General features: G+C 74.2%; 22 protein-coding genes. 8 read left to right on the top strand and 14 right to left on the bottom strand.

The window, feature by feature from the left end; genetic code table 11:
* Window positions 1-40: 40 nt before the first annotated feature.
* The 3 genes from M0638_RS12360 to M0638_RS12350 form a co-directional block, all read right to left on the bottom strand.
* Entirely contained in the window at window positions 41-286 is a 246-nt protein-coding gene (locus tag M0638_RS12360; RefSeq protein WP_248667297.1) for a hypothetical protein, read from the bottom strand.
* Between the two features lie 93 nt (window positions 287-379).
* Complete coding sequence (locus M0638_RS12355) at window positions 380-1,465, bottom strand: glycosyltransferase family 2 protein (protein ID WP_248667296.1); 1,086 nt, start codon at window positions 1,463-1,465, stop codon at window positions 380-382.
* A 189-nt stretch (window positions 1,466-1,654) separates the two neighbouring features.
* Entirely contained in the window at window positions 1,655-2,242 is a 588-nt protein-coding gene (locus M0638_RS12350; protein ID WP_248667295.1) for an SIS domain-containing protein, read from the bottom strand.
* 235 nt (window positions 2,243-2,477) lie between these two features.
* Between M0638_RS12350 and M0638_RS12345 the strand changes: the two genes are divergently transcribed.
* The 3 genes from M0638_RS12345 to M0638_RS12335 are packed head-to-tail and all read left to right on the top strand — an operon-like array spanning window position 2,478 to window position 6,401.
* Window positions 2,478-3,464, top strand: a complete 987-nt coding sequence (locus M0638_RS12345) for an NAD-dependent epimerase/dehydratase family protein (protein ID WP_248667294.1) — start codon at window positions 2,478-2,480, stop codon at window positions 3,462-3,464.
* Complete coding sequence (locus M0638_RS12340; RefSeq protein WP_248667293.1) at window positions 3,457-5,415, top strand: HAD-IIIA family hydrolase; 1,959 nt, start codon at window positions 3,457-3,459, stop codon at window positions 5,413-5,415. The genes M0638_RS12345 and M0638_RS12340 overlap by 8 nt, the downstream gene beginning before the upstream one ends.
* Entirely contained in the window at window positions 5,412-6,401 is a 990-nt protein-coding gene (locus M0638_RS12335; RefSeq protein ID WP_248667292.1) for a GHMP family kinase ATP-binding protein, read from the top strand. The genes M0638_RS12340 and M0638_RS12335 overlap by 4 nt, the downstream gene beginning before the upstream one ends.
* Window positions 6,402-6,490: 89 nt before the next feature.
* Here the strand turns inward: M0638_RS12335 and M0638_RS12330 are convergent, their stop codons facing one another.
* Window positions 6,491-7,009 carry a hypothetical protein gene (locus tag M0638_RS12330; protein WP_248667291.1) on the bottom strand — a complete coding sequence of 173 codons (519 nt, stop codon included), beginning with the start codon at window positions 7,007-7,009 and terminating at the stop codon, window positions 6,491-6,493.
* Window positions 7,010-7,150: 141 nt separating this feature from the next.
* Here M0638_RS12330 and greB point away from each other — a divergent pair, with 141 nt between their 5' ends.
* Together greB and M0638_RS12320 are read left to right on the top strand one after the other, a co-directional pair.
* Window positions 7,151-7,687 (top strand): transcription elongation factor GreB, encoded by a 537-nt coding sequence (greB, locus tag M0638_RS12325; RefSeq protein ID WP_248667290.1) that lies wholly within the window; start codon window positions 7,151-7,153, stop codon window positions 7,685-7,687.
* Window positions 7,688-8,067: 380 nt separating this feature from the next.
* Window positions 8,068-8,661 carry a hypothetical protein gene (locus tag M0638_RS12320; RefSeq protein WP_248667289.1) on the top strand — a complete coding sequence of 198 codons (594 nt, stop codon included), beginning with the start codon at window positions 8,068-8,070 and terminating at the stop codon, window positions 8,659-8,661.
* A gap of 53 nt (window positions 8,662-8,714) precedes the next feature.
* Here M0638_RS12320 and M0638_RS12315 read toward each other — a convergent pair whose 3' ends face one another.
* Entirely contained in the window at window positions 8,715-9,437 is a 723-nt protein-coding gene (locus tag M0638_RS12315; RefSeq protein WP_248667288.1) for a response regulator, read from the bottom strand.
* Between the two features lie 143 nt (window positions 9,438-9,580).
* Between M0638_RS12315 and M0638_RS12310 the strand changes: the two genes are divergently transcribed.
* Entirely contained in the window at window positions 9,581-13,777 is a 4,197-nt protein-coding gene (locus tag M0638_RS12310; RefSeq protein WP_248667287.1) for a PAS-domain containing protein, read from the top strand.
* Between the two features lie 115 nt (window positions 13,778-13,892).
* On the opposite strand, the gene dxr is transcribed toward M0638_RS12310, so the two are convergent.
* The 8 genes from dxr to M0638_RS12270 all read right to left on the bottom strand — a co-directional run bounded on the left by dxr (window position 13,893) and on the right by M0638_RS12270 (window position 22,591).
* Window positions 13,893-15,113, bottom strand: coding sequence for a 1-deoxy-D-xylulose-5-phosphate reductoisomerase (gene dxr / locus M0638_RS12305; protein ID WP_248667286.1), 1,221 nt, complete (start codon window positions 15,111-15,113; stop codon window positions 13,893-13,895).
* A 77-nt stretch (window positions 15,114-15,190) separates the two neighbouring features.
* Window positions 15,191-16,072, bottom strand: a complete 882-nt coding sequence (locus M0638_RS12300; RefSeq protein ID WP_248667285.1) for a phosphatidate cytidylyltransferase — start codon at window positions 16,070-16,072, stop codon at window positions 15,191-15,193.
* A 45-nt stretch (window positions 16,073-16,117) separates the two neighbouring features.
* Window positions 16,118-16,864 (bottom strand): isoprenyl transferase, encoded by a 747-nt coding sequence (locus M0638_RS12295; protein ID WP_248667319.1) that lies wholly within the window; start codon window positions 16,862-16,864, stop codon window positions 16,118-16,120.
* Between the two features lie 163 nt (window positions 16,865-17,027).
* Window positions 17,028-17,594 carry a ribosome recycling factor gene (gene frr, locus M0638_RS12290; RefSeq protein ID WP_248667284.1) on the bottom strand — a complete coding sequence of 189 codons (567 nt, stop codon included), beginning with the start codon at window positions 17,592-17,594 and terminating at the stop codon, window positions 17,028-17,030.
* Between the two features lie 620 nt (window positions 17,595-18,214).
* Window positions 18,215-18,937 (bottom strand): UMP kinase, encoded by a 723-nt coding sequence (pyrH, locus tag M0638_RS12285; protein WP_248667283.1) that lies wholly within the window; start codon window positions 18,935-18,937, stop codon window positions 18,215-18,217.
* Window positions 18,938-19,328: 391 nt separating this feature from the next.
* A complete protein-coding gene (locus tag M0638_RS12280; RefSeq protein WP_248667282.1) occupies window positions 19,329-20,297 on the bottom strand; it encodes a hypothetical protein in 969 nt (322 codons plus the stop codon).
* A 140-nt stretch (window positions 20,298-20,437) separates the two neighbouring features.
* Window positions 20,438-20,866, bottom strand: a complete 429-nt coding sequence (locus M0638_RS12275; protein ID WP_248667281.1) for an organic hydroperoxide resistance protein — start codon at window positions 20,864-20,866, stop codon at window positions 20,438-20,440.
* Between the two features lie 192 nt (window positions 20,867-21,058).
* Complete coding sequence (locus M0638_RS12270) at window positions 21,059-22,591, bottom strand: catalase (RefSeq protein WP_248667280.1); 1,533 nt, start codon at window positions 22,589-22,591, stop codon at window positions 21,059-21,061.
* Window positions 22,592-22,696: 105 nt separating this feature from the next.
* On the opposite strand from M0638_RS12270, the gene M0638_RS12265 reads away from it, so the two are divergent.
* Complete coding sequence (locus tag M0638_RS12265) at window positions 22,697-23,647, top strand: LysR substrate-binding domain-containing protein (RefSeq protein ID WP_248667279.1); 951 nt, start codon at window positions 22,697-22,699, stop codon at window positions 23,645-23,647.
* Here M0638_RS12265 and M0638_RS12260 read toward each other — a convergent pair.
* Window positions 23,629-24,804, bottom strand: coding sequence for a serine hydrolase domain-containing protein (locus M0638_RS12260; RefSeq protein ID WP_248667278.1), 1,176 nt, complete (start codon window positions 24,802-24,804; stop codon window positions 23,629-23,631). The two genes, M0638_RS12265 and M0638_RS12260, sit on opposite strands and share 19 nt — an antisense overlap.
* 242 nt (window positions 24,805-25,046) lie before the next feature.
* Between M0638_RS12260 and M0638_RS12255 the strand changes: the two genes are divergently transcribed.
* Window positions 25,047-26,828: an IlvD/Edd family dehydratase gene (locus M0638_RS12255; RefSeq protein WP_248667277.1), complete on the top strand. Its 1,782-nt coding sequence runs from the start codon at window positions 25,047-25,049 to the stop codon at window positions 26,826-26,828.
* Window positions 26,829-26,880 lie beyond the last annotated feature (52 nt).

Here is a 26,880-nt window from a genome sequence, read left to right as displayed (position 1 = left end):
ACAAAGTGGCCGCGCCGACGATGGGCCTTCGACCCGCCGGTCACGCCATGATGCGGGGCGCGGGCCATCCCGGCGGCCGTTCCGGGCCCCGGAGCAGGCTCGCGCTGCCGCCGTTGCCGCCCTGGCCGTTGTTCGGCGCGCCGCCCGTGCCCGGCGCGCCGGAGGCCGCCAGTTGCGCGCAGCCCGCCAGCGGCGCGGCGAGCAGCATCAGGAGCGGCAGGAGCTTCCGCGGCGGATGGCGCCGGCGACGGGCCGGCGCGGGCGAGGCCTGTCGAGTGTCCGACATGATCGGCCACAACGCGGGACGGCGCGTCCGGATCGCCGGGAGCGGCACCGTCGCGAAGCGGCCGGCGCGCCGCGCGCCGGCTGCGGCGCCGGGTCAGGCGGCGATGGCGGGCTGGGTGAAGGCGCCGGGCGACGGGCCGGCCAGCACCTGTCGCCAGTAGCCCGCCGACCAGGCGACATGCATGATCATCGCCGGCACGCCGGCGAGCGCCGCGCAACCATCGCCATGCCGGCCGAGCCAGGCGCCGTAGAGCAGGCAGAGCGCCACGTAGCCCAGGCTGGGCAGCGCCAGCAGCGCCGCCAGCAGCGGCATGCCGGCCAGCCAGGGCAGCGGGGCGAGCGCGCCCACCAGCAGCATCGGCGCGATCAGCAGCGGGATGGTCTGGCGCAGCTTGCGCGAGCCGCCGTGGCGGGAGACCGTCATGGCGCGGCCCTTGCCGTACTTGAAGTACTGCCGCCAGAGGCCGCGCGCCGTGCCGCGGGGGTAGTAGGTGAGCATCACGTCGTCGGCGAGCCAGATGCGGTTGCCGGCCTTGGCGAGCCGCAGGTCCAGCTCGGCATCCTCGTTGTGGCTGAACGCCTCGTCGTAGCCGCCGGCGTCGCGGAAGGCGTCGAGGCGCATCAGCGCGTGATGGCCGTGATCGACCCAGCCGCCGCGGCCGGCCAGCCGGTGCGCCGAGCCGCCGGTGCCGAGCAGCGAGTTCTGCGCCGCCGCCGCCGCGCGGGAGAAGCAGTTGCGGCCGCGCGTGAGCATCGGCGTGACCACGCAATCCGCCCCCGTGCGCAGGGCCGCCGCGACGAGGCGGGAGGCATAGGCCGGCGGATAGGCGGCATGCGCGTCCACGCGCACCAGCCAGCGCCGTCCCGCGCCGAATTGCCGCACGGCGCGGTTGACGTTGGCCGAGGGGGTGCCGAGCGAGTCCGGGCGCTCGGGCACCGCCACGCGCACGCGCGGGTCGCGCATGCCGATGCCGCGGACGATCTCGACGGTGCGATCCCGGCTACCGCCATCGGACACCACGATCAGCGCCCCGGCCATGGCGGCATCCGCCTGCATCGCCGCCACCACGCCGGCGATGTGGGCCTCCTCGTTGAGGGCGGGAATGACGATCAGGACGTCGTCGCCGGACATCGCGACATCGGGAGCGGGAGCGCCGGAAGCGTCCGTCTGCTGTTCCATCATTCCGTCTCGGCAGTCCTCTGCCCGGCCGGTTCCGTCAGCCCGCCCGGGAGGATGCCGGGCGGGGAAACCGGGGCGGCGAGGACGGGGCCGCCATGGGGCACGGCCGGCGGTGCCCATGGCCGCATCCCGGGCCGGACCCGGCGGCGACACCCCGTGGGTGCCGCCGCCAGGATAGCACGGCCGGGTTCAGTCCGTCATGCCGCAGAGGGCCTGCATCACGATGTGGCCGAAGATGGCGTGGACGTCCTCGCAGAGCTGCATGTCGTTGACGTCGGCGTGGACGACGTAGTGCGCCTTGGCCTTCAGCCTGCCGCCCGAGAAGCCGCACAGGCCGAGCGTCTCACAGCCGATCCCGTTGGCGTAGTCGATGGCGCGGATCACGTTCTCCGAGTTGCCGGAGCCCGAGATGGCCAGCACCAGGTCGCCCTGGACGGCGATGTTCCTCAGCTGCTCGGCGAAGACGTCCTGGAAGGAGACGTCGTTGGCATAGGCGGTGATTACGCCCATGTTATCAACCAGCGAGCGGGCGCGGAAGCGCCGGCCGGTGGCCATGAAGACGCCCTTGCTCCAGTCGGTGGCGAAGTGCAGGGCGGTCATGGCGCTGCCGCCATTGCCCAGCGTGATGATCTGCCCCCCACGCTCCCAGACGCGCCGGATCACGTCGATCGCCTCGTCCACCGCCGCCGCGTCGGTCGCGGCCAGCAGCGCCGAGAGGCGGTCGAGGTAGGGCCTGCAGTAGGTGCTGCGGGAGGAAATTACCTGAAAGCCATCCATCGTAGGTCCCTTTCGACTAATCCGGCCTAACCAGGGATTGTACCGGCCTAAATTTAACGACGTGATGCACCGTGAGGCCGCCAGCCAAGCCTGCCGCGGCATGATAGCGCGTTTGCGGGTGACATGCTCTATTTTTTAGCCGGATTGGTGTGGCGCGACGACGAAATTCGCCGTAATATAGCAAAGCTGTATTAATACATGAAGTGTGGTTGACTTTTTGGGACAGGAGGCCTGCTTGCCTGACCGCCATATGATCACGGGCGGCGCCGGCTTCGTGGCAGCGACGCTGGCGCGGCGGTTGATTGCCGAAGGCAATCACGTCCTGTTGATTGATGACCTCTCGCGCGGGAGCCTCGCCAACCTCGGCGACCTCGCCGGACACCCGCGGCTGCGCTTCCGTCAGATCGACTGCGCCGACGTCGAGGCGCTGCGCGCCGCCACCGAGGAATGGCTCGGGACCGGCGACCACGGCCCGGATTCGGGCGGGGCGGTGGTCTGGCACCTCGCCGCCAACTCCGATATCCCGGCCGGCATCGACGATCCGTGCATCGACCTGCGGCGCACCTTCCTGACGACCTTCGCGGTGCTGCAGGCGATGCGCGACCTCCGCCTGCGCACGCTGCACTTCGCCTCCAGCTCGGCGATCTACGGCGACCTCGGCGACCGCGTCGCCGAGGAGGACGCCGGACCGCTCGCCCCCATCTCGAACTACGGCGCCATGAAGCTCGCCTCGGAGGCGCAGATCAGCGCCGCGGTGGAGACCTTCCTGCCGCGCGCCTCGGTGTTCCGCTTCCCCAACGTGGTCGGCGTGCCGGCGACGCACGGCGTGATCCTCGAGCTCGTGCGCAAGCTGCGCGCCGACCCGGCGGTGCTCGACGTGCTGGGCGACGGCACCCAGCGCAAGCCCTACCTGCATGTCGAGGAGCTGGTGGACGCCATGCTGTTCGTCGCGGCGCGGGTGCCCGGCCGGCACGTGGTCTGCAACATCGGTCCCGAGGATGACGGCGTGACGGTGCGCGAGATCGCCGAGGCGGTGCGCGACCGCGTCTCGCCGGGGGCGGTGATCCGCTACGGGCCGGAGCCGCGCGGCTGGGTCGGCGACGTGCCGTGCTTCCGCTACTCGGTGACGCGGCTGCGCGACTTCGGCTGGTCGCCGCGCCTCGGCTCCGCGGCCGCGATCCTGCGCGCCGTGGACGAGATCGCAGGACAGGAGAATGCCTGATGGAGATCGTGACATGCAGGCGGTGATCCTGGCGGGCGGCAAGGGCACGCGCCTCGCCTCGCGCCTCAACGGCCGGCCCAAGCCGCTGGTGGACGTGGACGGCATCCCGCTGCTGGAGCGGCAGGTGGTGCAGCTCGCGCGGCAGGGCGTGACCGAGGTGGTGGTGCTGGTCAACCACGCCGCCGACCAGATCGAGCGCTTCTTCGCCGGGCGCGGCGACCTAGGCGCCACGGTGACGCTGGTCGACGACGGCGATCCGCGCGGCACGTCGGGCGCCGTGCTCGCCTGCCTCGACCGGCTGCGCGACCGGTTCCTGGTGGTCTACGGCGACACGCTGTTCGACATCGACATCGCGGCCATGCTGCGCGCGCACGAGGCGCACGGCGCCGTCGCCACGCTGCTGCTGCACCCCAACGACCATCCGGCCGATTCGGATCTGGTCGAGGTCGACGAGGCGGGCCGCATCACCGCCTTCCACCCCTACCCGCACCCGCCCGGGGCCTGGCTGCAGAACCTGGTGAACGCCGCCTTCTACGTGGTGGAGGAGCGCGCGCTGGCGCCGTACCGCGACTTCCGGCTGCCCTCCGACTTCGCCAAGGACCTGTTCCCCCGGATGGTGGCGGACGGCGCCGTGCTGCACGGCTACAACAGCTACGAGTACATCAAGGATCTCGGCACGCCGAAGCGGCTCGACAAGGTCGAGCGGCACCTGCGCGAAGGCGTGGTCGCGCGCGCCCGCCGGGCCGAGAAGCAGGTGGCGGTGTTCGTCGACCGCGACGGGACGCTGAACGTGCTGCGCGACTACGTGCGCACGCCCGAGGACCTCGAATTGCTGCCCGGCGCCACGGCCGCCGTGAAGCGGCTGAACGAGATCGAGCATCGCGTCGTCGTCGTCACCAACCAGCCAGTGCTGGCGCGCGGCGAGGCGAGCTTCGAGACGCTGCGCCGCATCCACGCCAGGCTCGACACCGAGCTGGGCGAGGGCGGCGCCTACGTGGACGCGCTGTACTTCTGCCCGCACCACCCGCATGGCGGCTTCCCGGGCGAGGTGGCGTCGCTCAAGGTCGCGTGCGACTGCCGCAAGCCGCGGACCGGCATGATCGACCGCGCCGTGGCCGAGCTGAACATCGACCGCACCCGCTCCTGGATGGTGGGCGACAGCACCGGCGACGTTCTCGCCGGCAGCCGCGCCGGGCTGCGCACCGTGCTGCTCGACACCGGCGAGGGCGGCCGGGACGGGCGCTACGCCGCCGTGCCCGACTACACCGTGCCCGACTTCGCCGCCGCGGTGCGGCTGATCGCCGACCAGTATCCCCGCCTCGCCGCCGCCCTCGGCGACCTGCCGGACACGATCGGCGCCGGGGAGCTGGTGCTGGTGGGCGGCCTGGCGCGCTCGGGCAAGTCGACCCTCGCCGCGACGCTGGCCGCCGAGTTGCGCGCCCGGGGCCGCCGCGCCCTGACGGTGGCGATGGACCGCTGGATCCGGCCGCCGGCGGAACGCCGGCCCGGCGTGCTCGGCCGCTTCGACCTCGACGCGATGCTGGCGGCGCTCGAGCCCTGGCTGGCGGGCGGGGACGCGGCGCCGGAACTGCCCTTCTACGACCGCTTCACCCGCACCACCCGCGCCGCCGGCAAGGTGGCGCTGGACGCCGACACGGTGCTGATCCTGGAAGGCGTTCCGGCGCTGCTGCTCGACCCGTCGACGAGCCGCCGCGTGCACCGGCTGCACGTGGCGAGCGACGAGTCGGTGCGCCGCGACCGGGTCATCGGCGACCTCGTCGCGCGCGGCGCCGGGCCGGACGAGGCGGCGCGCATCTACGACGCGCGCGCGGCCGACGAAACCCCGGTCGTCCTGGCGGCCCGCGCCGCCGCGGAACGCGAGCTCCGCGTGGACGGCATCCTGCGGACGGCCGACGCCGCCCCCCTTTCCACCCCCCCGGAGGCCCCATGATCATCTGTCGCACCCCGTTGCGAATGAGCTTCGTCGGAGGCGGCAGCGACCTGCCCTCCTTCTACCGGCGCCACGGCGGCGCCGTGCTCAGCACGGCGATCGACAAGTACGTCTACGTGAACATCAACAGGAAGTTCGACGGCGGCATCCGCCTCGCCTACTCCAAGACGGAGGAGGTGAGCAGCGTCGCCGAGATCGAGCACCGGCTGGTCAAGGCCGCCTTCGAGATGCTGGAGGTGCAGGGCGGCGTCGAGATCACCACCATCGCCGACATCCCCTCGCGCGGCACCGGCCTCGGCTCCTCCTCCTCCTTCACGGTGGGGCTGATCAACGCCGTCTCGGCCTATCTCGGCCGGCACGTCTCGTCGGACGACCTCGGGCAGTTGGCCTGCCACATCGAGATCGAGCGCTGCGGCGAGCCGATCGGCAAGCAGGACCAGTACGCCGCGGCCTATGGCGGCTTCAACCTGATCGAGTTCCGGCCCGACGACAGCGTGCTGGTCTCGCCGGTCATCATGGACCGCAAGCTGAACGAGGCGCTGCAGCGGCGGATCATCGTCTTCTACACCGGCATCACGCGAAGCGCCTCGGGCATCCTCAAGGCGCAGTCGGAGAACGTCGCCACCGAGAACGACAAGAGCGCCGCGCTGCAGCGCATGGTCAAGCTCACCTACGAGATGCGCGACGAGCTGCAGAACGGCAACATCGACAGCGTCGGCGAGATCCTCGACGTCAACTGGCAGCTCAAGAAGAGCCTGGCGCCGGGCGTCAGCTCCGGCGCGATCGACGGCTGGTACGAGGCGGCGATGCGCGCCGGCGCGCAGGGCGGCAAGCTGCTCGGCGCGGGTTCGGGCGGCTTCATGATGTTCTACGCGCCCGAGGAGCGGCACCCGGCGATCGCCCGCGCCCTCTCCGACCTGCGGCAGGTGCAGTTCGGCTTCGACCCGCTCGGCAGCCGGATCATCTTCTACAACCCGTCCCGCTGAGCCTTGCCGGAAGCGGGTGCCGGGCAAGGGCGGGGACGCGGCGCGGACGCCGCGCCCCGCCTCCGCCCCCGTCCCTGCCCCCGCCGGCCTCAGTGCAGGCGCTGCGAGGCCGATCGCTCCGGCTGCACCGCGTCCGGCGCGAGGCCGTCCGGCAGGCGGCGCCAGCGGAAGGGCAGCCCCGCCTCGGCGAACAGCTCGGCGAGCCCGTCCACCGGTCCGATCGCGAAATCCGCCCCCGGCCGGCTCATGCAGCGGCGCAGCGCGCGCAGCGCCGCCGGGGCCGCGCCCCGTTGCGAGGCGGCGGCGGCGGCGAGCATCCAGGTCTCGTCCTCGGTCACCATCGTGCAACGCGGACAGCCCACGTTCAGCGGCCGCAGCGCGGTGCGGCGCACGATCTGCAGCCAGCCGTCCAGCGCCGCCGCGGCCCCCTGCCGCAGCCCCGCCGCCTCGAAGGCCTCGCGGACCAGGCTGACCGGCTCGGCCTCGCGCTGCCGCGCCGCGACCCAGAGCCGGATCGCGTGCAGCAGCAGCCTCTCGGCGGGATCGAGGCAGGCCGTGGCGGAGGGATAGTCGGGCGGTGGCGGCGCCAGGGGAAAGACGAAACCCATCGGAAACCTCCAAGCAACGCCTTCGGGGCGGCTGCCTCCGATAGCCTAATTGCGAACGCTTCGCAAACTCATTCAGCGACGCTTCACCCGGATGCCGCGCCGACGCATCCTCGTCGCCTCCTGCCCACGGGGAGTCCGGCCTTGCCCGATCCCGACGACGATGACGACGAGGAAGGCGCCGCGCCGCTGCCCGCCGGGACGCCCAACTACATCACCCCCGACGGCCTTGCCCGGCTGCAGGCCGAGTTGCGCGCGCTCTGGTCGCAGGAGCGGCCGAAGGTGGTGGAGCTGGTCGCATGGGCCGCCTCGCTCGGCGACCGCTCGGAGAATGCCGACTACCAGTACGGCAAGAAGCGGCTGCGCGAGATCGACCGCCGCGTGCGCTTCCTGCGCAAGCGGCTGGAGCGGGCGCAGGTGGTCGACCCGGCGGCGCAGCGCAGCCGGGACCGCGTCTACTTCGGTGCCACCGTCACCTACGAGACCGGCGCCGGGGTGGAGCGGACCGTCACCATCGTCGGCGCCGACGAGACCGACATGGAGCGGGGCCGGATAAGCTGGCTCTCGCCCGTCGCCCGCGCCCTGCTGCGCGCCTCGGAGGGCGACGTGGTGGAACTGCGCACGCCGCAGGGGCGCGAGGCGCTGGAGGTGGTGACGATCGCCTACCCGGCAGGCCGATGACCCGTGCCGCCGCGGGAGGCTGCGTGCCCGGCGGCGGCCGGGTGCCGGCTGATCGCCAGCGCCGGGGATCGGCACGCGGCACCGGCTTCCCGGACGCCCGGGCCCGCCGGCACGCACCGCGGTCCCGATCCGCGCGGAGCGGCATCGCGCGGGACCGGCGGGGTGCTGCGCGCCGGACCGTAGAGCCGCCCCGTTCCGCATCGCGGCGACCCGGCACGAACCGCGCCGGCGCAGCGGCCGCGAAGCGCCCGCGCATCGTCGCCCCCGCCGGAGAAACAGCGGCGACACGCCGGTGAAACGCGACGGCCCTATAACCGGACCGGTCGGGGCCGGCGACGGCATCCCGGGGGAAGGCGGAGGCGCACCGGATGCACCGTGCCATGCGCAAGGGACCTGCCGTGCTGGCCTTGGCCTTGGCGCTGCCGGTGCTGGCCTGCTGCCTGGGCGAGGCCATCTGCCTGGTCGCCGGAGTCGCCGCGCGCGCGACAGCCGCCCCCGCCGGGGAACGCGCCCCGCCCGCGTTGCGCGACGCCTTGCCGGTGGCGAAGCTGACCTGGCCGGAGGCCCCGACCTTGGTCGCCGAGGAGCCCGTCGCCGCCTCCCCGGCCGGCGAGGCCGCCCTCCGGGATTCGCCGGACTTCCTCCACCGGATCGACACCGGGGAGGCGTCGGCCGCGCCGGCCGCCGATGTCTCGTTCAATGTCTGGCGCCTCGTCGTCACCGCCCGCGCCGAGGCCGAGGCCGAGACCACGGTCGCCGGGCCGGAGACCGAGGCGGTGCCGGTGGACTGCGGCGACCGCCAGGACGGGAAGGCGGCCCTCGACCGGCCCGGCGTCTGCGCCGCGCAGGACGACGGCAAGGGCGAGCGCACGGCGATGTCCAGCGGGATGCCGGGCGCGACCCGCCCTTCCCTGCCCGCCGCGGGCCCGGTCGCCAAGGACCGCGCCGACAAGGATGCGGCGGCCGGGCGATGAGCGGCGCGCCGCCCGATCGCCGGGACCCGGCGGCCCCCTGCCGCCACCCCGGCTCAGCCGGAGGCGGGCACGAACACGTAGCCGACGCCGCGCACCGTGCGGATCGCCTCCGGGTGCGCCGGGTCGCGCTCCACTTTGCGGCGCAGGCGCATGATGCGCAGGTCGATGGCGCGGTCGAACGCCTCGGGCTCCTCGCCGGCACGGGCGGTCGCCTCCAGCAGCCAGTCGCGGTGCAGCGGGCGGTTCGGGTTCTCTACCAGCAGGCGGAGCAGGTCGTACTCGCCCGCGGTCAGGCGCTCCTCGCCCGCCGGGCCGACCAGGATGCGCCGCTCGAGGTCGAGCATGGCGGCGCCGACCTGGATCAGGGGCCGTGCCTCGGCCGCCGGCGCGGCCGGGGCCGCGGCGCGCTGCCCGCGCCGCAGCAGCGCCCGCACCCGTGCCAGCAATTCGCGCGGCTCGAAGGGCTTGACCACGTAGTCGTCGGCGCCGGATTCGAGGCCGACCACGCGGTCCACCAGCTCGTCGGCGGCGGTCAGCATGATGATGCCGACCTGCTCGCTGCGGGCGCGCAGCCAGCGCGCCAGGGTGAAGCCGTCCTCGCCGGGCAGGCGGACATCGACCAGGGCGAGATCGGGCATGCGGCTCTCCACCGCCCGGCGGAAGGCAGCCCCGTCGGCCACCGACGTGACCGAAAGGCCCTGCAGCGTGAGATAGTCGCCCACCGCCTGCCGCTGGAAAGCGTCATCCTCCACGAGCAGCAACTCGCTCGCCGCCATCCCGCACTCCCCGGCCCGCCGCGCGGGCGGGAGGATGGCGGCAAGCTTTCCGCCGCGTCAAACACGGAGCCCGCCCTGCGCCAGAAACCCGCTAGGCACGGCGAACCGGTCCGCCACCGCGCCGTTCCGCGACGGCGCCCGGCATGCCCGTGACGATCCCCCGCGAGACGGCCGCCGACGGGCTGCCGCCCGGCGAGATCCAGTCCGGCGAGGCACCCGCCGACCGGCGGCGATCCGCCATGGAGGCGCCGGTCGGGGCCACGCCGGAAGGGAGCATGCCAGATGGGAGCATACCGGACGGGAGCATGCCGGAAGGGGCCGCGCCTCCCGGCGCCCCGCCCCCGCCGCGACAGGACCGCGCCACGTGCCGACCATCGGGCGACGCGGCGCTGCGTCAGCGCCTCGACACGCAGCAGCGCATGCTCGACCAGATGCGCGACGCGGTGGCGCTCTGGGACGAGGCGTTCCGGCTCAGCGCCTTCAACCGGCAGGTGGAGCATCTGCTGGAGCTGCCGGGCGCGCTGATCCAGGTCGGCACGCCGGTGATCGACCTCGTGCGCTACCAGGTCCGGCGCGGCGACTTCGGCCCGCCGCCCGCCGATCCCGCGGCGGTCGAGGCCGAGGCGCAGCGGCGCGCCGCCAACCTGCTCACCCCCGGCGGCACGCGCTACGTGCGCCCGCGCCGCTCCGGCGGCTGGATCGAGGTGATCACCCACCCGATGGAATCGGGCGGGCACATCGTCACCTACCGCGACGTCACCAAGCTGATCGAGAGCGAGTCGGAGCTGCGCGCGGCCAGGGAGACGCACGAGCTGGTGCTCGACACCATGACGGACGGGCTGCTGCTCTGGGATTCCGGGTTCCGCGTGCGGCTGGCCAACGCCCGGCTGCAGCGCTTCTACGACCTGCCGCCCGACCTGCTGCTGCCCGGCGCCGACGGGCGCGCCATCCTGCGCTTCATGACGAACCGCGGCGACTACGGGCCGCCGCCGGAGACCGAGGCCGCGCTCGACGCCTTCGTGGAGCGGCGGGTGCGCGAGATCCTCGATCCCGCCGAGCGCGTCACCACCCGCCTGACCCGCTGCGGCTACTGGGTGGAGATCATCCGCACCCGGCTGCCCGATGGCGGCGTGCTCAACATCTACCGCGACATCACCGCGCTGAAGCGCCACGAGGCCGAGCTGGAGGTGCAGCGCGCCACCTACCAGCTCGCCATCGACAACCTCTCGGACGGCGTCGCGGTGTACGACTCCGATCTCGTGCTGCGGCTCGCCAACCGCCCGCTGCTGCGGCTGCAGAACTTCACGGACCAGCGCTACTCGGTCCCCGGCCCGCCCCTCGCCGAGACGCTGCGGCTGCAGGCGCGCCGCGGCGACTTCGGCCCGCCGCCGGCGGACCCGGAGGGCATCGAGGCGCTGGTGCGGGAACGCCTCGCGGTGATGCTGACGCCGGGCGGGACGCACTACACGCGCAAGTCCGCCGGCGGCTACTGGCTGGAGTACAGCTTCATCCCCCTGCCCGATGGCGGGCTGTTCTGCCACTACCGCGACATCACGCGGCTCAAGGCGCGCGAGGAGGAGATCGAGCGCCAGCGCGCGACGCAGCAGATCATCCTCGACAACCTCACCGACGCGGTGGCGCTCTACGATTCCGAGCTGCGGCTGGTGCGCGCCAACGGCCCGATGCGCCGCGTGCAGGGCTTCGCGGCCGACTTCACCGGGCCCGGCACCCATGTCACGGAGATCCTGCGCGCCCAGGCCCTGCGGGGCGACTTCGGCCCGCCCCCCGCCACCGAGGAGGCCGTGGCGGCGCTGGTGCGGGCAAGGCTGCGGACCATGCTGACGCCGGGGGGCACGCAGTACACGCGCCGGATGCGGGACGGGCCGTGGCTGGAATTCCGCTTCGTGCCGATGGCCGATGGCGGGCTGTTCTGCCACTACCGCGACATCACCGGCCTCAAGGAGCGCGAAGAGGAGATCGAGCGCCAGCGCGCGACGCAGCAGATCATCCTCGACCAGCTCACCGACGGCGTGGCGCTCTACGACTCCGAGCTGCGGCTGGAGCTGGCCAACCGGCCGCTGCAATGGCTCAACGACTCGCCCAACACCCAGCTCCGGCGCGGCGTGCGCCTGCCCGACGTGGTGCGCGCCCAGACGCTGCGCGGCGACTTCGGCCCGCCCCCCGCCACCGAGGCCGAGGTGGATGCCGCGGTGGTCGCGCGCATCGCCCCGGCGCTGCGGCCCGAGGGCCTGCACTACACCCGCCGCTCGCACAGCGGCTACTGGCTGGAGTACAGCTTCCGGCCGCTGCCCGACGGCCGTCTGCTCTGCCACTACCGCGACATCACGCGGCTCAAGGAGCGCGAGGAGGAGATCGAGCGCCAGCGCGCGACGCAGCAGCGCATCCTCGACGAGCTGACCGACGGCGTCGCGCTGTTCGACCCCTCGCTGCGGCTGCTGCTGGCCAACGGCCCGATCCGGCGGCTGCTGGAATTCCCCGCCGGCTTCGGCCCGGAGGGCACGCCGCTCGCCGACTTCATGCGCATCCAGGCGCAGCGCGGCGACTTCGGCCCGCCCCCCGGCGGGCCGGAGGCGCTGGAGGCGGCGGTCGCGGAGAAGATCGCCATGGCCGTGCAGCCGCAGGGGCTGCGCTACATCCGCAAGACCTCGGGCGGGCACTGGCTGGAATTCCGCTTCCAGACCCTGCCGGGCGGCGAGCTGCTCTGCCACTACCGCGACATCACCGGCCTCAAGGAGCGCGAGGAGGAGCTGGCGCGCGCCCGCGACGAGGCCGAGGCCGCGCGCGACGCCGCCGAGGCGGCGGACCGCGCCAAGTCCACCTTCCTGGCCAGCATGAGCCACGAGATACGCACGCCCATGAACGGCGTGCTCGGCATGATGGAGGTGCTGGAGCGCACCGGCCTCTCGACCGAGCAGGCGCGCTGCGTCGAGGTGATGCGCGGCAGCGCCGACGCCCTGCTGCGCATCATCGACGACGTGCTCGACGTCTCCAAGATCGAGGCCGGGCGGCTGGAGCTGGAGGAGCTGCCCTTCTCGCTGCGCTCGCTGATCGAGGGCGTGCTCGACACGCTCGGCGTCGAGGCGCGGCGCAAGGGGCTGCACCTCTTCGCCGACCCGCCCGGCGCGGAGCCGGACATCGTGATCGGCGATCCGGTGCGGGTGCGCCAGATCCTGCTCAACCTGGTGGCCAACGCGGTGAAGTTCACCGAGCGCGGCTACGTGCGCATCCTCTGCGACACGCGCGAGGCGGCGGATTCCGTGCTCGTCGCCATGGCGGTGGAGGACAGCGGCATCGGCCTGACGGCGGAGCAGGCGGCGCGGCTGTTCCAGCCCTTCGTGCAGGCCGACAGCTCCACCACGCGCCGCTACGGCGGCACCGGCCTCGGCCTGACCATCGTGCGCCGGCTCGCCGAGCTGATGGGCGGCGAGGCGGGCGTCGAGAGCGCGCCGCGGCGCGGCAGCCGCTTCACCGTGTCGCTGCGGCTCGGCCGCTCCGGCATGGCGGCGCTGCCGCTGCCGGCCGCGCCGGAGGCGGAGCGGCCGCACGGCGACGGGCTGCCGCGCCTGCTGGTGGCCGACGACCACGCGGTGAACCGCGAGGTGATCGCGCGCCAGCTCGAGCTGCTCGGCTTCGCCGCCGACCTGACCACCGACGGCGGCGAGGCGCTGGCGCTGTGGCGGGCGCAACGGCACCCGCTGGTGCTCCTCGACCTGCACATGCCGGTGCTGGACGGGTTCGACCTCGCCCGCGCCATAAGACGGGAGGAGGGCCGGCAGGAGGCGGCGCCGGCGACGCGCACCGTGCTGGTGGCGGTCACCGCCAACGCGCTGAAGGGCGAGGACGAGCGCTGCTTCGCCGCCGGCATCGACGCCTTCCTGCCCAAGCCGGTCTCGATGGACTCGCTCTCGCGCACCCTGTCGCGCTGGCTGCCGCCGGCGGGCGGGACGGCCGGCCCGGCGCCCCCGGCTGCCGGCATGCCGCCGGCCGCGCTGTTCGACCCCGAGGTGCTGCGCCGCCTGTTCGGCGCCGACGAGGAGCGGCTGGGCCGGCTGCTGGCCGGCTTCGCGGACTCGGTGACCGGCGACGTCGCCGGCCTCGTCGCCGCCGCCGCATGCGAGGATGCCGGCGCCGTCGCCGAGGCGGCGCACCGGCTGAAGGGTGCCGCCCGCATGGCCGGCGCCCGGCTGCTGGCCGAGGCGGCGGCCGGGCTGGAAGGCGGGGCACGCGCCGGCACCATCCCGGCCGGGGGAATCGCCGCCCTGCCCGCCCTGGCCGACGCGACGCTGGCGGCGGTGCGCCGGGCCCGGGCGGGACGGTAGCGGCGCGCCCGGACCGGGCGCACCGCCCGGCGCCGACGCGCGGGGCGACCGGCGTGCCCGCCTCCGCGGGGGATCAGGACGAGGGCCGGGGGGACGGGCGCCGCCCCCCCGCCGCTCACGCCGCGGCGCGTGACCGCGCGAAGCCCGCAGCCACCTCGCGCGCCTCGGCGTCGAGCGCCAGGATCGCCTCCAGCGTGTCGGCCGGCGGGCAGCCCAGGCGCTCCATCGTCTCCTCGACCACGGCGGCGATGTCGAGGAAGCCGAGGCGCCGGTCGAGGAACAGCCCCACCGCCGCCTCGTTGGCCGCGTTCAGCACGGTGGAGGCGCCGGCGCCGGTGCGCAGCGCCTCGCGCGCCAGGCGCAGCGCCGGGAAGCGCTCGGCGTCGGGCGCCATGAATTCCAGCCGCCCGAGCGCGGCGAGGTCCAGGCGCGGCACCGCGACCTCCATCCGCCGCGGCCAGGCCAGGGCGTAGGCGATCGGCGTCTTCATGTCCGGCGTGCCGAGCTGCGCCAGGATCGAGCCGTCCGTGTACTGCACCAGCGAGTGCACGGCCGATTGCGGGTGCACCAGGATCTCGATGCGCGGCTCCGGCACCGGGAACAGGCGCGCCGCCTCGATCAGCTCCAGCCCCTTGTTCATCATGGTGGCGGAATCGACGCTGATCTTGGCGCCCATGCTCCAGACCGGGTGGCGCACCGCCGTCTCCGGCGTCGCGGCGCGCATCTCGGCGAGCGAGGCGTTGCGGAACGGGCCGCCCGAGGCGGTCAGGATGATCCGCTCGATCGCCGCCGGGTCGCGCGCGTCGAGGCACTGGAAGATCGCGTTGTGCTCGGAATCGACCGGCAGCAGCGTGGCGCCGGAGCGGCGCACCGCGTCCAGCATCACCGCGCCGGCGCAGACCAGGCTCTCCTTGTTGGCCAGCGCCACCGTGCCGCCGCGCGAGGCGGCGGCGAGCGTGGGGCGCAGACCGGCGGCGCCGACCACGGCGGCCATGGTCCAGTCGGCCGGGCGCAGCGCCGCCTCCTCGACCGCCGCCGGACCGGCGCCGCAGGCGATGCCGGTCCCGGCCAGCGCCTCGCGCAGCGCGGCGAGCCCGCCCGGGTCGGCCAGCACGGCCAGCTCGGGCGCGAGGCCGGCCGACTGCAGGGCGCGTGCCTGCGCGGCCAGCGCCGCGACGTCGCGCCCGGCCACCAGCGCGGAGACGGCGAAGCTGCCGGGCGGGGCGGCCTCCAGCAGCGCCACCGTGCTGCGCCCGACCGAGCCGGTGCTGCCGAGGAGGCTGACGCGGCGCGGGGCCGCCCGCGGCCGGGCGGAACCCGCCGGCGCCGCCGCCATGCCCGATGTCCCGGCATTCGACGCGCCCGGGTCCGACGCCCCCGAATTCGACGCTCCCGAGTTCAACGCCCCCGAGTTCAACGCCATAGCGGCACTCCCTGCCCCAGGATCAGCCCCAGCAGGGCGGCGGCGGGGGCGGCGGCGAGCACGCCGTCAACCCGGTCGAACAGGCCGCCATGGCCGGGGATGAGCTTCGACGAGTCCTTGACCCCGGCGCGCCGCTTGATCGCGCTTTCCAGCAGGTCGCCGGCCTGCGACAGGGCGGCGAGCACCCCCGCCACCGGCATGGCGCGCCACGGCACGCCCGGCTGCGGATCGAACAGCGCCGCCGCGCCGAGGCCGACCAGCATCGCGGCGGCCAGTCCGCCCAGGGCGCCGGACCAGGTCTTGCCCGGCGAGATGGCCGGGGCGAGCCGCGGCCCGCCGACCAGGCGGCCGACCAGGTAGGCGCCGATGTCGCTGGCCCAGACCACGAGCAGCAGGAAGAACAGGTTGCCGCGCCCCACCGCCCCCTCGGCCGGCCCCTCGCGCAATGCGAGCAGGGAGAGGGCCGCGAGGCCGAGATAGGGGATGCCGGCGGTCAGCAGCAGCCCGCGCGGCGTGCCGCGCATCCACGCGGCCGGGCCGATGATGGCGCAGCCGGCGGCCAGCGCCACCAGCGCGGCCGGCCTGTGTCCGAAGGCGGCGAAGCCGAGCGACACCAGCAGCACCAGCGGCAGGCCGATCGCCGGCGGCCGCAGCGCCGGCGCGCCGCAGAGCCGCGACCATTCCCAGCCGAGCCCGAGCACGCACAGCGCCAGCAGCGCCGTCCAGGCCGGGCCGCCGGCCCAGGCGCAGAGCAGGGCGAGCGGCCCGAGCACCAGCGCCGAGAGCACGCGCAGGCGCAGGTCGCTCCATCGGGCGGAGCCGGCGCGGGCCGTCCCGGCCGGCGCGGGGGTCGGGCGGGACGACGGCGGCACCGTTCCCGGCCGGGGCGCCGGCGGGCCGCTGTCGGGCAGGCCCACTCAGGCCCCGCGCGCGCCGTAGCGCCGCTCGCGCCGGCGGTAGGCGCCGATCGCCGCCTCCAGGTCGGCCGCGCCGAAATCCGGCCAGAGCACGTCGAGGAAGACGAACTCGGCGTAGGCGGCCTGCCAGAGCAGGAAGTTGGAAAGGCGCTGCTCGCCCGAGGTGCGGATGATCAGGTCCGGGTCGGGCATGTCCGCCGTGAACAGGAAGCGGCCGAAGGTCGCCTCGTCGATGGTGGCCGGGTCGAGCCGGCCGGCCCGCGCCTCCTCGGCCAGGGCGCGCGCCGCGGCGGCGATCTCGGCCCTGGCACCGTAGGAGAGCGCCACGTTGAGGTTGAGCGACTTGCCGTGCGCCGTGGTCGCCTCGGCGGCCTCGATCGCCTGCGCGATGTCCGGCCCGAAGCGGCTGCGCTCGCCGATCACGCGCAGGCGCACGCCTTCCCGCGCCAGCGCCGCGACCTCGGCCCGCAGGTAGAAGCGCAGCAGCGCGGTGAGGTCGCGCACCTCGTCGGCCGGGCGGTGCCAGTTCTCCGAGGAGAAGGCGAACAGGGTCAGCCAGCGCACGCCCGCCTTCGCCGATGCCTCGATGGCGCGGCGCACGGCGTCGGCCCCGGCCTTGTGGCCCAGCGCGCGCGGCAGGCCGCGCGAGGCGGCCCAGCGGCCATTGCCGTCCATGATGATGGCGACGTGATTCGGCACGCCGGGCTCGGCCGCCGGGACCGCCACGGACGGACGGGCGGCGAGCATCTTCGGGACGAGGCTCACCGGTCGCCGGCCCCCTCGGAAGGCGCCTCGGCGGGGTCCAGGGGAGGACTCGGAAGGCACGGGGGAAGGCTCGGAGGGACGCGGCCGGGGATGGTGGCCGGCCGGGCCGGTTCTCGCCGCATGGCGCGCTGCATCGGGTGGGACATCAGACCTGCCTGATGTCCTTCTCCTTCTCGGCCAGCGCCTGATCGACGTTCTTGATGTACTGGTCGGTCAGCTTCTGGATCTCGTCGGACCAGGACTTGGCGTCGTCCTGGCCGATCTCGCCCTTCTTGTCGGCGTTCTTGACCTGCTCCATGCCGTCGCGGCGGACGCCGCGGATCGCGACACGGGCGCCCTCGGCGTAGCGGCCGGCGGCCTTGGCCAGCTCGTTGCGCCGCTCCTGGGTGAGCTGGGGCAGCGGCACGCGGATGACCTGCCCCTCGGCCTGCGGGTTGAGGCCGAGGCCGGAATCGCGGATCGCGACCTCCACCGCCTTGGTCACGGCACGGTCCCAGACCTGCACCGAGAGCAGGCCGGGACCGGCGACGGCGATGTTGGCGAGCTGGTTCAGCGGCTGCTCGGTGCCGTAGGCCTCGACCCGGATGGGTTCCAGCAGGGCGGGGTTGGCGCGGCCCGTGCGGAGCCCCACGAACTCCTTGCGGAGCGTCTCCATGGCGCCGTCCATGCGGCGGGTCAGGTCGCGCTTCAGCGCAGCAAGGTCGGCCGGCATGGCCTGGGCATCCTTCCCTCAGCAGGCCTCCCTGGGCCTGGGCACAACAAATCCCCGGGCAGGCTCGTCACGGCCGGGGGCCGGCATCTGGCATCCGCGCACCGGATCGTGCAAGCCTGACGGGACCGGACGGCCGGCCGGAGCCAGGGGGCCATGGCCAGGGCCACGCATCGACGGCCACGCATCGACCGGCGGGGCCGGAAGCTAGACCATGATCGCGCCGCCATGAAGCGGGCGTCGCATCGCGGCGGCACGCCGCCAAAGCGGGCGTCACATCGCGGCGGCACGCCGCCGCGGGGCGGCCGGGGCCGGGCGTCCCATGGGCCGGCACGCCGGACCGGACACGCCGAACCGGCGCCCCGCTGGCGGCGGCGGCACATTTCCCGGCGGGCCCGCCCACCGGCAGACATCCCCCGGGCCGAAGGCAGCGGGACGGCCGCCACACCGGCACGACCCGGGCGCGGATCCCGCTCGGTCCGGAGCAGGCCGATCGGGCGAGGCGGCTCGCGGAACGGCACCCCGGGGCGGCTGGCGGGACCGGCGCGACCGGAAACCGCGCCGACCGGGCCTGCGTCACCGTCCGTGCGCGAACCTCCGGGCGCGAACCTCCGGCGGTCCGCTCAGACCTCGACGATGGTGGTGTAGCGCCCCTCGCCCCGCATCACGGCGGTGAAGCTGCCGTGCTCGTGGATGTTGAAGACGATGATCGGCAGCTTGTTCTCGCGCGCCAGGCTGATCGCGGCGGCGTCCATCACCTGCAGGTCGCGCGAGAGCACGTCGAGATAGGTGAGGGATTCCAGGCGCTCGGCGTTCGGGTTCTTGCGCGGGTCGGAGTCGTAGACGCCGTCCACCTGGGTGCCCTTGAGCATGGCGTCGCAGCCCATCTCGGCGGCGCGCAGGGCGGCGGCGGTGTCGGTGGTGAAGAACGGGTTGCCCGTGCCGGCGGCGAAGATCACCACCCGGCCCTTCTCCATGTGCCGCACGGCGCGCCGGCGGATGTAGGGCTCGCTGATCGAGGCCATCGGGATCGCCGACTGCACGCGGGTGGAGACGCCCGCGATCTCCAGCGCCGACTGCATCGCCAGCGCGTTCATCACGGTGGCCAGCATGCCCATGTAGTCGGCCTGGGCGCGGTCCATGCCCGAGGCGGCGCCGGAGATGCCGCGGAAGATGTTGCCGCCGCCGATCACCAGGCAGACCTGCGCGCCGAGCGCCACCACGTCCTTCACGTCGGCGGCGATGGCCTTCAGCGTCCCGGTGTCGAGGCCGTAGTCGCGCGAGCCCATCAGCGCCTCGCCGGAGACCTTCAGCAGGACGCGCTTGTAGATCGGCGAATTGCTCATGGTCGCTGCATTTCCGGGCTGTTGGGGGCGGCGCACCATAGGGTTGCGGGGCGTTGGCGGCAAGGCGGCCGCGTGCGGCGCAACATGCCTCCGGCGCGGCGCGGTCCGCACCTTCCGGTTGTGTCGTGCCCGGCACCCCGGCCGCAAGGAAGCGCCGGCCCGGCGCGTCCGGCGGCAGGCGCCTGGAGCGGATCGCCGGCGGGCGGACATGCCCGGCGGCGTGAATCCGCGCCGGGAACAACGAGCCACAACGAACCGCAGTCCCGATCGGACTGCGGTTCGCCGTAGCGGCCACGCCGCTTTCGGGCCCCGGCGACCGATTCGGAAGAATCACGATGCCCCTCGGGGCGATGCCCGGACCCGGCCCGGGCGGGCCGTGCGGCACGGGCCCTCAGTCCCTTGCGCCGCCGTCCAGCAGCCTGGCGGCCAGCGCGGCACCGAGCCGGGCCGCCTCGGCCACGTCCCCCTGCACCGCGCGACGCAGGCAGCCGCCCGACGGGAGCGCCAGCACGGCCTCCAGCCGCAGGCCGCCATCAGGCAGCAGGCCGGCACGGGCGCCAAGGCAGCCGGCCAGCGCGGGACCGAGCCGTTCGCGCAGCGCCGCCTCGGCCAGCGCGGCCGCGTGCGCGCCGGCATCGTCGAGGCGGCGCAGCAGCGCCCGCGTGGCGGCATCCCCCGCGCGGACGGCGATGAGGGACAGGCCGGCCCCGGCCTCCGGCAGCAGTTCCGGCAGATCCAGCACCGGCAGATCCAGCACCGGCAGGTCCAGCACCGACGGGTCCAGCACCGACGGGTCCAGCAACGGCGGGCCCGCCAGGTCGGGATGGCGCAGCCCGGCCGGCCCGACCAGTGCCGCCGCGAAGTCGCCGCCGCGCAGCCGCGCGAGTCGTTCCGCGTCGCCGCCGCCCACCAGCCCGAAGCGCAGGTCCGGCCGCCACGACGCGAGCTGCGCCCGCTGCCGCGCCGAGCGGACCGCGACCCGCGCGCCGGCCGGCAGCGACGGGAGCGGACGCGCCCGCCGTTCCGGCCGGCAGGACGGCGCGAGCACCAGCGCCGCCCGCGTCTCCGCCCGCCGCGGCACGGCGGCGAGCGCCAGCCCGGCGGGCAGCGGCAGCCCGTCGATGCCGAGCACGGCGCAATCGATCCTCTCCGCGCGGAGCGCGTCGTGCAGCGCCCCGGCGGCATCCGCCGGTGCCCCCGTCGGGGCATGGACGATCACGCGGCAGGGCAGGCCCGCACCGAAGGCGGCCAGCAGCGGCGACGCCGCCTCCGGCCCGGCCACGCCGATCCGCAGCGGGACGACGGGAGCCGGAACGGCGGAACGGGCGGGCGCGGCGGTGCGCGCGAGGGTGGCGGACATGGCAGCTCCGTGCGGCCGCGCCCCCCGGGGGAAAAGGGGGAAGGGGCGGTCCGGCGAGGTCCGTCGCCGGGGCGAGGCGTGCCCGGCGTCGCGTTGCGGGTCGTCGGCGGCTGGCCCCGGCCGGGCCGGCCGCCATGCCGTCAGGCGATGGTCAGCGTCACCGGCACGTTGTTGCGGGTGGCGTTGGAGTACGGGCAGACCTGGTGCGCCTTCTCCACCAGCGTCTCGGCCGCGGCGCGATCGACGCCCGGCAGCGACACGGTGAGGTCCACGGTGATGCCGAAGCCACCCTCGGAACGCGGGCCGATGCCGACCTTCGCGGTCACGGTCGCATCCGCCGGCACCTTGGCCCCGCCCTGGGTGGCGGAGACGAACTTCATGGCGCCGATGAAGCAGGCGGCGTAGCCGGCGGCGAAGAGCTGCTCCGGGTTGGTGCCGGTGCCGCCGGCACCGCCCAGCGCCTTCGGGGTGGAGAGCGACACGGCCAGCACGCCGTCCGCGGTCTCGGCGCGGCCGTCGCGGCCCCCGGTGGCGGTGGCTTCGGTGGTGTACTTCACGTCAACGGTCATGATTGTCCTGTCCTGATGGTGGCCCGGATGGTGGGGCCGGGTGCGGTGCCCGCCGGAAGGGATCGCCGGCGGATGACGAGGCGCGGCCGCCGCTCCGCGCCGGGAACAATGAACGAGGCCGGAACTCGGTTGCAGGGGGGCCGGCGCCCGTGGCGGCGCGCCGGCGGCTCCCGCGGCCCTGTCCCGCAGCCCCTATTCCGCGGCTCGGGTGATGCCGGCCGCTTCAACGGCCAGGGTGACGTCGGCCGCGGTGCGCGGGTCCGAGGCGGGTGCCGTGTGGACGCGGCGGATCGCCGCCTCGACGCCCTCCGCATAGGCCGGATCGACCCGGCGGAAATGCCCGAGCTGGCGCTCGACGATGTGGCGCGGCACGCCCTGCATCGCGCCGGCGATGTTCCCGAACAGGCGCTGCCGCTGCGCCTCGCCGAGCAGGCGGAACAGCGCGCGGGGCTGGCCGTAGTCGTCGTTGCCCTCGCGGTGGCTGTGGTGGTCGGCGTCGCCGTCGAGGCGCAGCGGCGGCTCCCGGAACGCGGGCTGCTCCGCCGGGCCGCCGAACGAGTTCGGCTCGTAGTAGGCGTCGCCGCCCACCGGCGAGTCGAAGCGCATCGGGCCGTCGGCGTGGTAGGTGCGCGCCACGGTGGCGTGCGGGCGGTTCACCGGCAGCATCTCGTAATGCGTGCCCACGCGGTAGCGGTGCGCGTCGGCATAGGCGAAGAGGCGGCCCTGGAGCACCTTGTCCGGGCTGAAGCCGATGCCGGGCACGATGTTGGAGGGCGAGAAGGAGGCCTGCTCGATCTCCGCGAAGTAGTGGGCCGGGTTGCGGTTCAGCTCCAGCACGCCGACCTCGACCAGCGGGTAGTCGGCATGCGGCCACACCTTGGTCAGGTCGAACGGGTCGTAGGGCGTCCTCGCCGCATCGGCCTCCGGCATGATCTGCACGCAGACGCGCCAGCGCGGGAACTCGCCGCGCTCGATCGCCTCGTACAGGTCGCGCTGCGCGCTCTCGCGGTCCTCGGCGATCACCGCGTTGGCCTCGGCATTGGTCCAGTGCCGGTGGCCCTGCATCGACTTGAAATGGAACTTGACCCAGTGCCGCTCGCCCGCCTCGTTCCAGAACGAGTAGGTGTGCGAGCCGTAGCCGTTCATGAAGCGGTAGCCCTGCGGCAGGCCGCGATCCGAGAACAGGATCGTCACCTGGTGCAGGCTCTCGGGCGAGAGCGACCAGAAGTCCCACATCGCGGTCGGCGAGCGCAGGTTGCTGCGCGGGTGCCGCTTCTGGGTGCGGATGAAGTCCGGGAACTTCATCGGGTCGCGGATGAAGAAGACCGGCGTGTTGTTGCCGACGAGGTCCCAGTTGCCCTCCCCCGTGTAGAACTTCAGCGCGAAGCCGCGCACGTCGCGCTCGGCGTCCGCCGCCCCCCGCTCGCCGGCGACGGTGGAGAAGCGCAGCAGCGCCTCGGTCCGCTGCCCCGGCCGGAACAGCGCCGCCCGGGTGTAGCGCGTGATGTCGCCGGTGACGGTCAGCGTGCCGTAGGCGCCGGAGCCCTTGGCGTGCACCACGCGCTCCGGGATGCGCTCGCGGTTCTGGTGCGCCAGCTTCTCGATCAGCCGGTAGTCCTGCAGCAGGACCGGCCCGCGCGGGCCGGCGGTGAGGCTGTTCTGGTTATCGGCCACCGGGGCGCCGGCGGTGGTGGTCAGGACGGGGCGATCGGTCGCGTCGGCCATGGCGGCTTCCCCTGCGAGGCTTTCCATGCCGGGAAGATGGCCCGATCACCGCGACAGGTGAAATCGATCTTTCCACCCTTTGTATTCGGCTCTACCTATCAGCGCATGGCCCATACCAACCTCGCCGGCCTCTCCCTGCGCGACCTCGAATACGCGGTCGCGGTCGGCGAGCTGCGTCATTTCGGGCGCGCGGCGGAACGCTGCGGGGTCAGCCAGTCGGCCCTCAGCGAGCAGGTACGCAAGCTGGAGGGGCTGCTCGGCTGCCCGCTCTTCGAGCGCACCAAGCGGCGGGTGGAGCCGACGCCGGAGGGGTCCCGCCTGCTGCGCCAGGCCGAGGAGGTGCTGCGCGGGGCGCGGGCGCTGCTCGACGCGGCGCGGCTGGAGGCCGAGCCGCTCTCGGGCGAGCTGCGCATCGGCGTGATCCCGACCCTCGGCCCCTACTACGTTCCCGCCATGCTGCGGACGATGCGGGAGCGCTTCCCCCGGCTGCGGCTGCAACTGCAGGAGGCCGCCACGCAGGCGCTGCTGGACCAGCTCCGCCACGGCGAGCTGGACCTGCTGCTGCTCGCCCTGCCGACGGGCGGCGAGGGGCTGCTGGCCGAGCCGCTCTTCTTCGAGCCCTTCATGCTGGCCTGCCCGGCCACGCATCCGCTGGCCGGGGCGACGCCCGCGCGGGTGCGGGACCTGCCGGGCGAGGAGCTGCTGCTGCTGGAGGAGGGCCATTGCCTGCGCGACCAGGCGCTGTCGCTCTGCCGGGCCGGGCACCTGGACCGCCATGCGCGCCAGGCGACCAGCCTGGAGATGCTGCGGCACATGGTGGGCGCCGGCGAGGGCTACTCGCTGCTGCCGGCGCTGGCGACCGGGCATGGCGACATGGGCGGGCTGGTGGCCTACCGGAAGCTGGCGGAGCCGGCGGCGGGACGGCGGATCGGGCTGGTCTGGCGCCGCTCGGCGCCGCGCGAGTCGGAGTTCCGGCTGATCGCGGCGCATCTGCGCCAGCACCTGCCGGCGGCGGTGCGGCCCTGCGGCGAGGCGGATCAGCCGAGCGCCGCGTAGACCGACCGCTCGAACCGGTCGAGCAGCCCCAGCACCGCCGGGTCGGCGAAGGGCAGGATCTGCGTCAGCAGCAGGCCGGTGACGCCGCGCGACGGGTCGATCCAGTAGTAGGTGTTGGCCAGCCCCGCCCAGGCCAGGCTGCCCGCGGCGCGGCCGCCGCCCGGCGCCGCCCCGGTGTTGATGAGGAAGCCGAGGCCCCATTTCTTGGGCATGCCGGGGAAGAATTCGGCGCGGTTGGAGAAGCCCGGCGGGTCGCTCTCCGGCAGGGGCTCCACCTCGAGCGCGCCGATGTGGTTCTCCGCCATCGCCGCCACCGTCTCCGGCCGCAGGAGGCGAACGCCGTCCAGCGTGCCGCCGCCGAGCAGCATGCGCAGGAAGCGCAGGTAGTCGGGCCCGGTGGAGAACAGCCCGCCGCCGCCGGATTCGAAGCGCGGCCGCTCCGGCGCCCTGAATTCGATCGGCGCCAGGGCCCCCGTGGCGTCGCGCCGGTGCCGCGTGGCCAGCCGCGCCTGCCAGGCCGGCGGCACGCCGAAGCCGGTCTCGTCCATGCCGAGCGGCGCGAACACATGCGCCCGCAGGTAGTCGCCGAGGCCCTGGCCGGCGAGGCGCTCCACCACGCGCCCCGCCACGTCCGTGCTGATGCCGTACTGCCAGCGCGTGCCGGGGTCGAAGCGCAGCGGCACGCGGAAGGCAGCCGGATCGCCGCCATGGAGGGAGGGGATGCCCTGCTCGCGCATGTAGCGGGCGATGTCGGGGTGCCAGAAATCGTAGCCGAAACCGGCGGTGTGGGTGAGCAGCCGGCGCAGCGTCACCACGCCCTCGGCCGGCCGGACCAGCGCCGCGCCGTCGGCGTCGAAGCCCTCCAGCACCAGCGGCGCGCGCAGCTCCTCCAGCACCGGGCCGAGCGGGTCGTCGAGGCCGATGCGGCCGGCCTCGACGAGCTGCATCGCCGCCACCGAGGTCACCGCCTTGGTCATGGAGGCGATCCAGAACAGCGTGTCCACGGTCATCGGCGCCGTGGTGTCGAGGCCGCGCCGGCCGAAGGCGCCCTGGTACAGCACCCCGTCCCGCGTCGCGGCCATGGCCACCACGCCGGGCACCTCGCCCGCCTCGACGGCGGCGCGCAGCACCGCGTCGGCCGCGTCCTGATGCGTCATGGGTGGCCGTCTCCGTTTCCCCCGTCCGGCGGAATGATGGCCGGCGGCGGGGCAGGCGGCAATGCCGGCGCCGGGCCCCTGTCGGCGGCGCCCCGCCGGCCGCCCCTCCCCCGGCACACGCTTCTCGGCAGGCCCTTCTCGGCAGGTCCCGCCTCGGCAGAACCTTCTGGCGCCGTTGACAGCGCCGTCCGGCGCTACGCACCCTCCGCCGCATCGTCGGGGAACCCGGGAGAGCCAGCACCGTGGCGCACGAAGAGCCGAAATTCCGCCTGCGCAGCCAGCGCTGGTTCGACAATCCCGCCGATCCCGGCATGACCGCCCTCTACGTCGAGCGCTACCTGAATTTCGGGCTGACGCGGGGCGAGCTGCAATCGGGCAAGCCGATCATCGGCATCGCCCAGACCGGCTCCGACCTCGCCCCCTGCAACCGCCACCACCTGGCGCTGGCCGAGCGGGTGAAGGCCGGCATCCGCGACGCGGGCGGCATCCCGCTGGAATTCCCCGTCCACCCGATCCAGGAGACCGGCAAGCGCCCCACGGCGGCGCTCGACCGCAACCTCGCCTATCTCGGGCTGGTGGAGGTGCTGCACGGCTACCCGCTCGACGGGGTGGTGCTGACCACGGGCTGCGACAAGACCACCCCCGCCTGCCTGATGGCGGCGGCGACGGTGAACATCCCCGCCATCGTGCTCTCCGGCGGACCGATGCTGGACGGGCACCACAAGGGGCGGCTGACCGGCTCGGGCACGATCATCTGGGAGGCGCGGCGCATGCTGGCCGCCGAGGAGATCGACTACGAGGAGTTCATGCAGCTCGTGGCCAGCTCCGCGACCTCCATCGGCCACTGCAACACCATGGGCACGGCGCTGTCGATGAACTCGCTGGCCGAGGCGGTGGGCATGTCCCTGCCCGGCTGCGCCGCCATCCCGGCGCCGTTCCGCGAGCGCGGCCAGATGGCGCACGCCACGGGGGCGCGCATCGTGGCGATGGTGCACGAGAACCTGCGTCCCTCCGACATCATGACGCGCAAGGCCTTCGAGAACGCGATCGTCACCGCCTCGGCGATCGGCGCCTCCACCAACTGCCCGCCGCACATGATCGCCATCGCCCGCCACATGGGCGTGGAGCTGGCGATCGAGGACTGGCAGACGGTCGGCGCCGACGTGCCGCTGCTGGTCGATTGCCAGCCCGCCGGGCGCTTCCTCGGCGAGGCCTTCCACCGCGGCGGCGGCATCCCGGCGGTGATGCGCGAGCTGCTGGACGCCGGCCGCCTGCACGGCGACGTCATGACCGCGAGCGGGAAGACCCTGGCCGAGAACCTGGCGGGCGTCGCCGACATCGACCGCAACGTGATCCGCCCCTATGCCGAGCCGCTGAAGGAGCATGCCGGCTTCGTGGTGCTCTCGGGCAACCTGTTCGACAACGCGGTGATGAAGATCAGCGTGATCGACAAGGAATTCCACGCCCGCTTCCTCTCCGACCCCGAGGGGGTGTTCGAGGGGAAGGCGGTGGTGTTCGAGGGCCCCGAGGACTACCACGCGCGCATCGAGGACCCCGATCTCGGCGTGGACGAGCGCACCGTGCTGGTGATCCGCAATTGCGGGCCCGTGGGCTATCCCGGCTCGGCGGAGGTGGTGAACATGCAGCCCCCCGCCGCGCTCATCAAGGCGGGCATCGAGGCGCTGCCGACCATGGGCGACGGGCGGCAGAGCGGCACCTCGGCCAGCCCGTCCATCCTCAACGTCTCGCCCGAGGCGGCGGTGGGCGGCGGCCTCGCCCTGCTGCAGTCGGGCGACCCGATCCGCATCGACCTGCGCACCCGCAAGGTGGACGTGCTGATCCCGGAGGAGGAGCTGCGCACGCGCCGGCAGCACTGGAAGCCGCCGGTGCTGGAGCACAAGACGCCCTGGGAGGAGATCTACCGCTCCATGGTCGGCCAGCTCGGCACCGGCGGCTGCCTGGAGCCGGCGACGCTCTACCTCAACATCGTCGAGACGCGCGGCGAGAGCCGGAACAACCACTGACCGCCGGCCGGCGGCGGTCCCGGCTTCCGCCGGCCGGCATCGCGCGGCGTCG

Origin of the sequence: Roseomonas acroporae (assembly GCF_023223525.1) — a bacterium.
GTDB lineage: Bacteria > Pseudomonadota > Alphaproteobacteria > Acetobacterales > Acetobacteraceae > Roseomonas_E > Roseomonas_E acroporae.
This window is presented reverse-complemented; position numbering and strand designations above follow the sequence as displayed.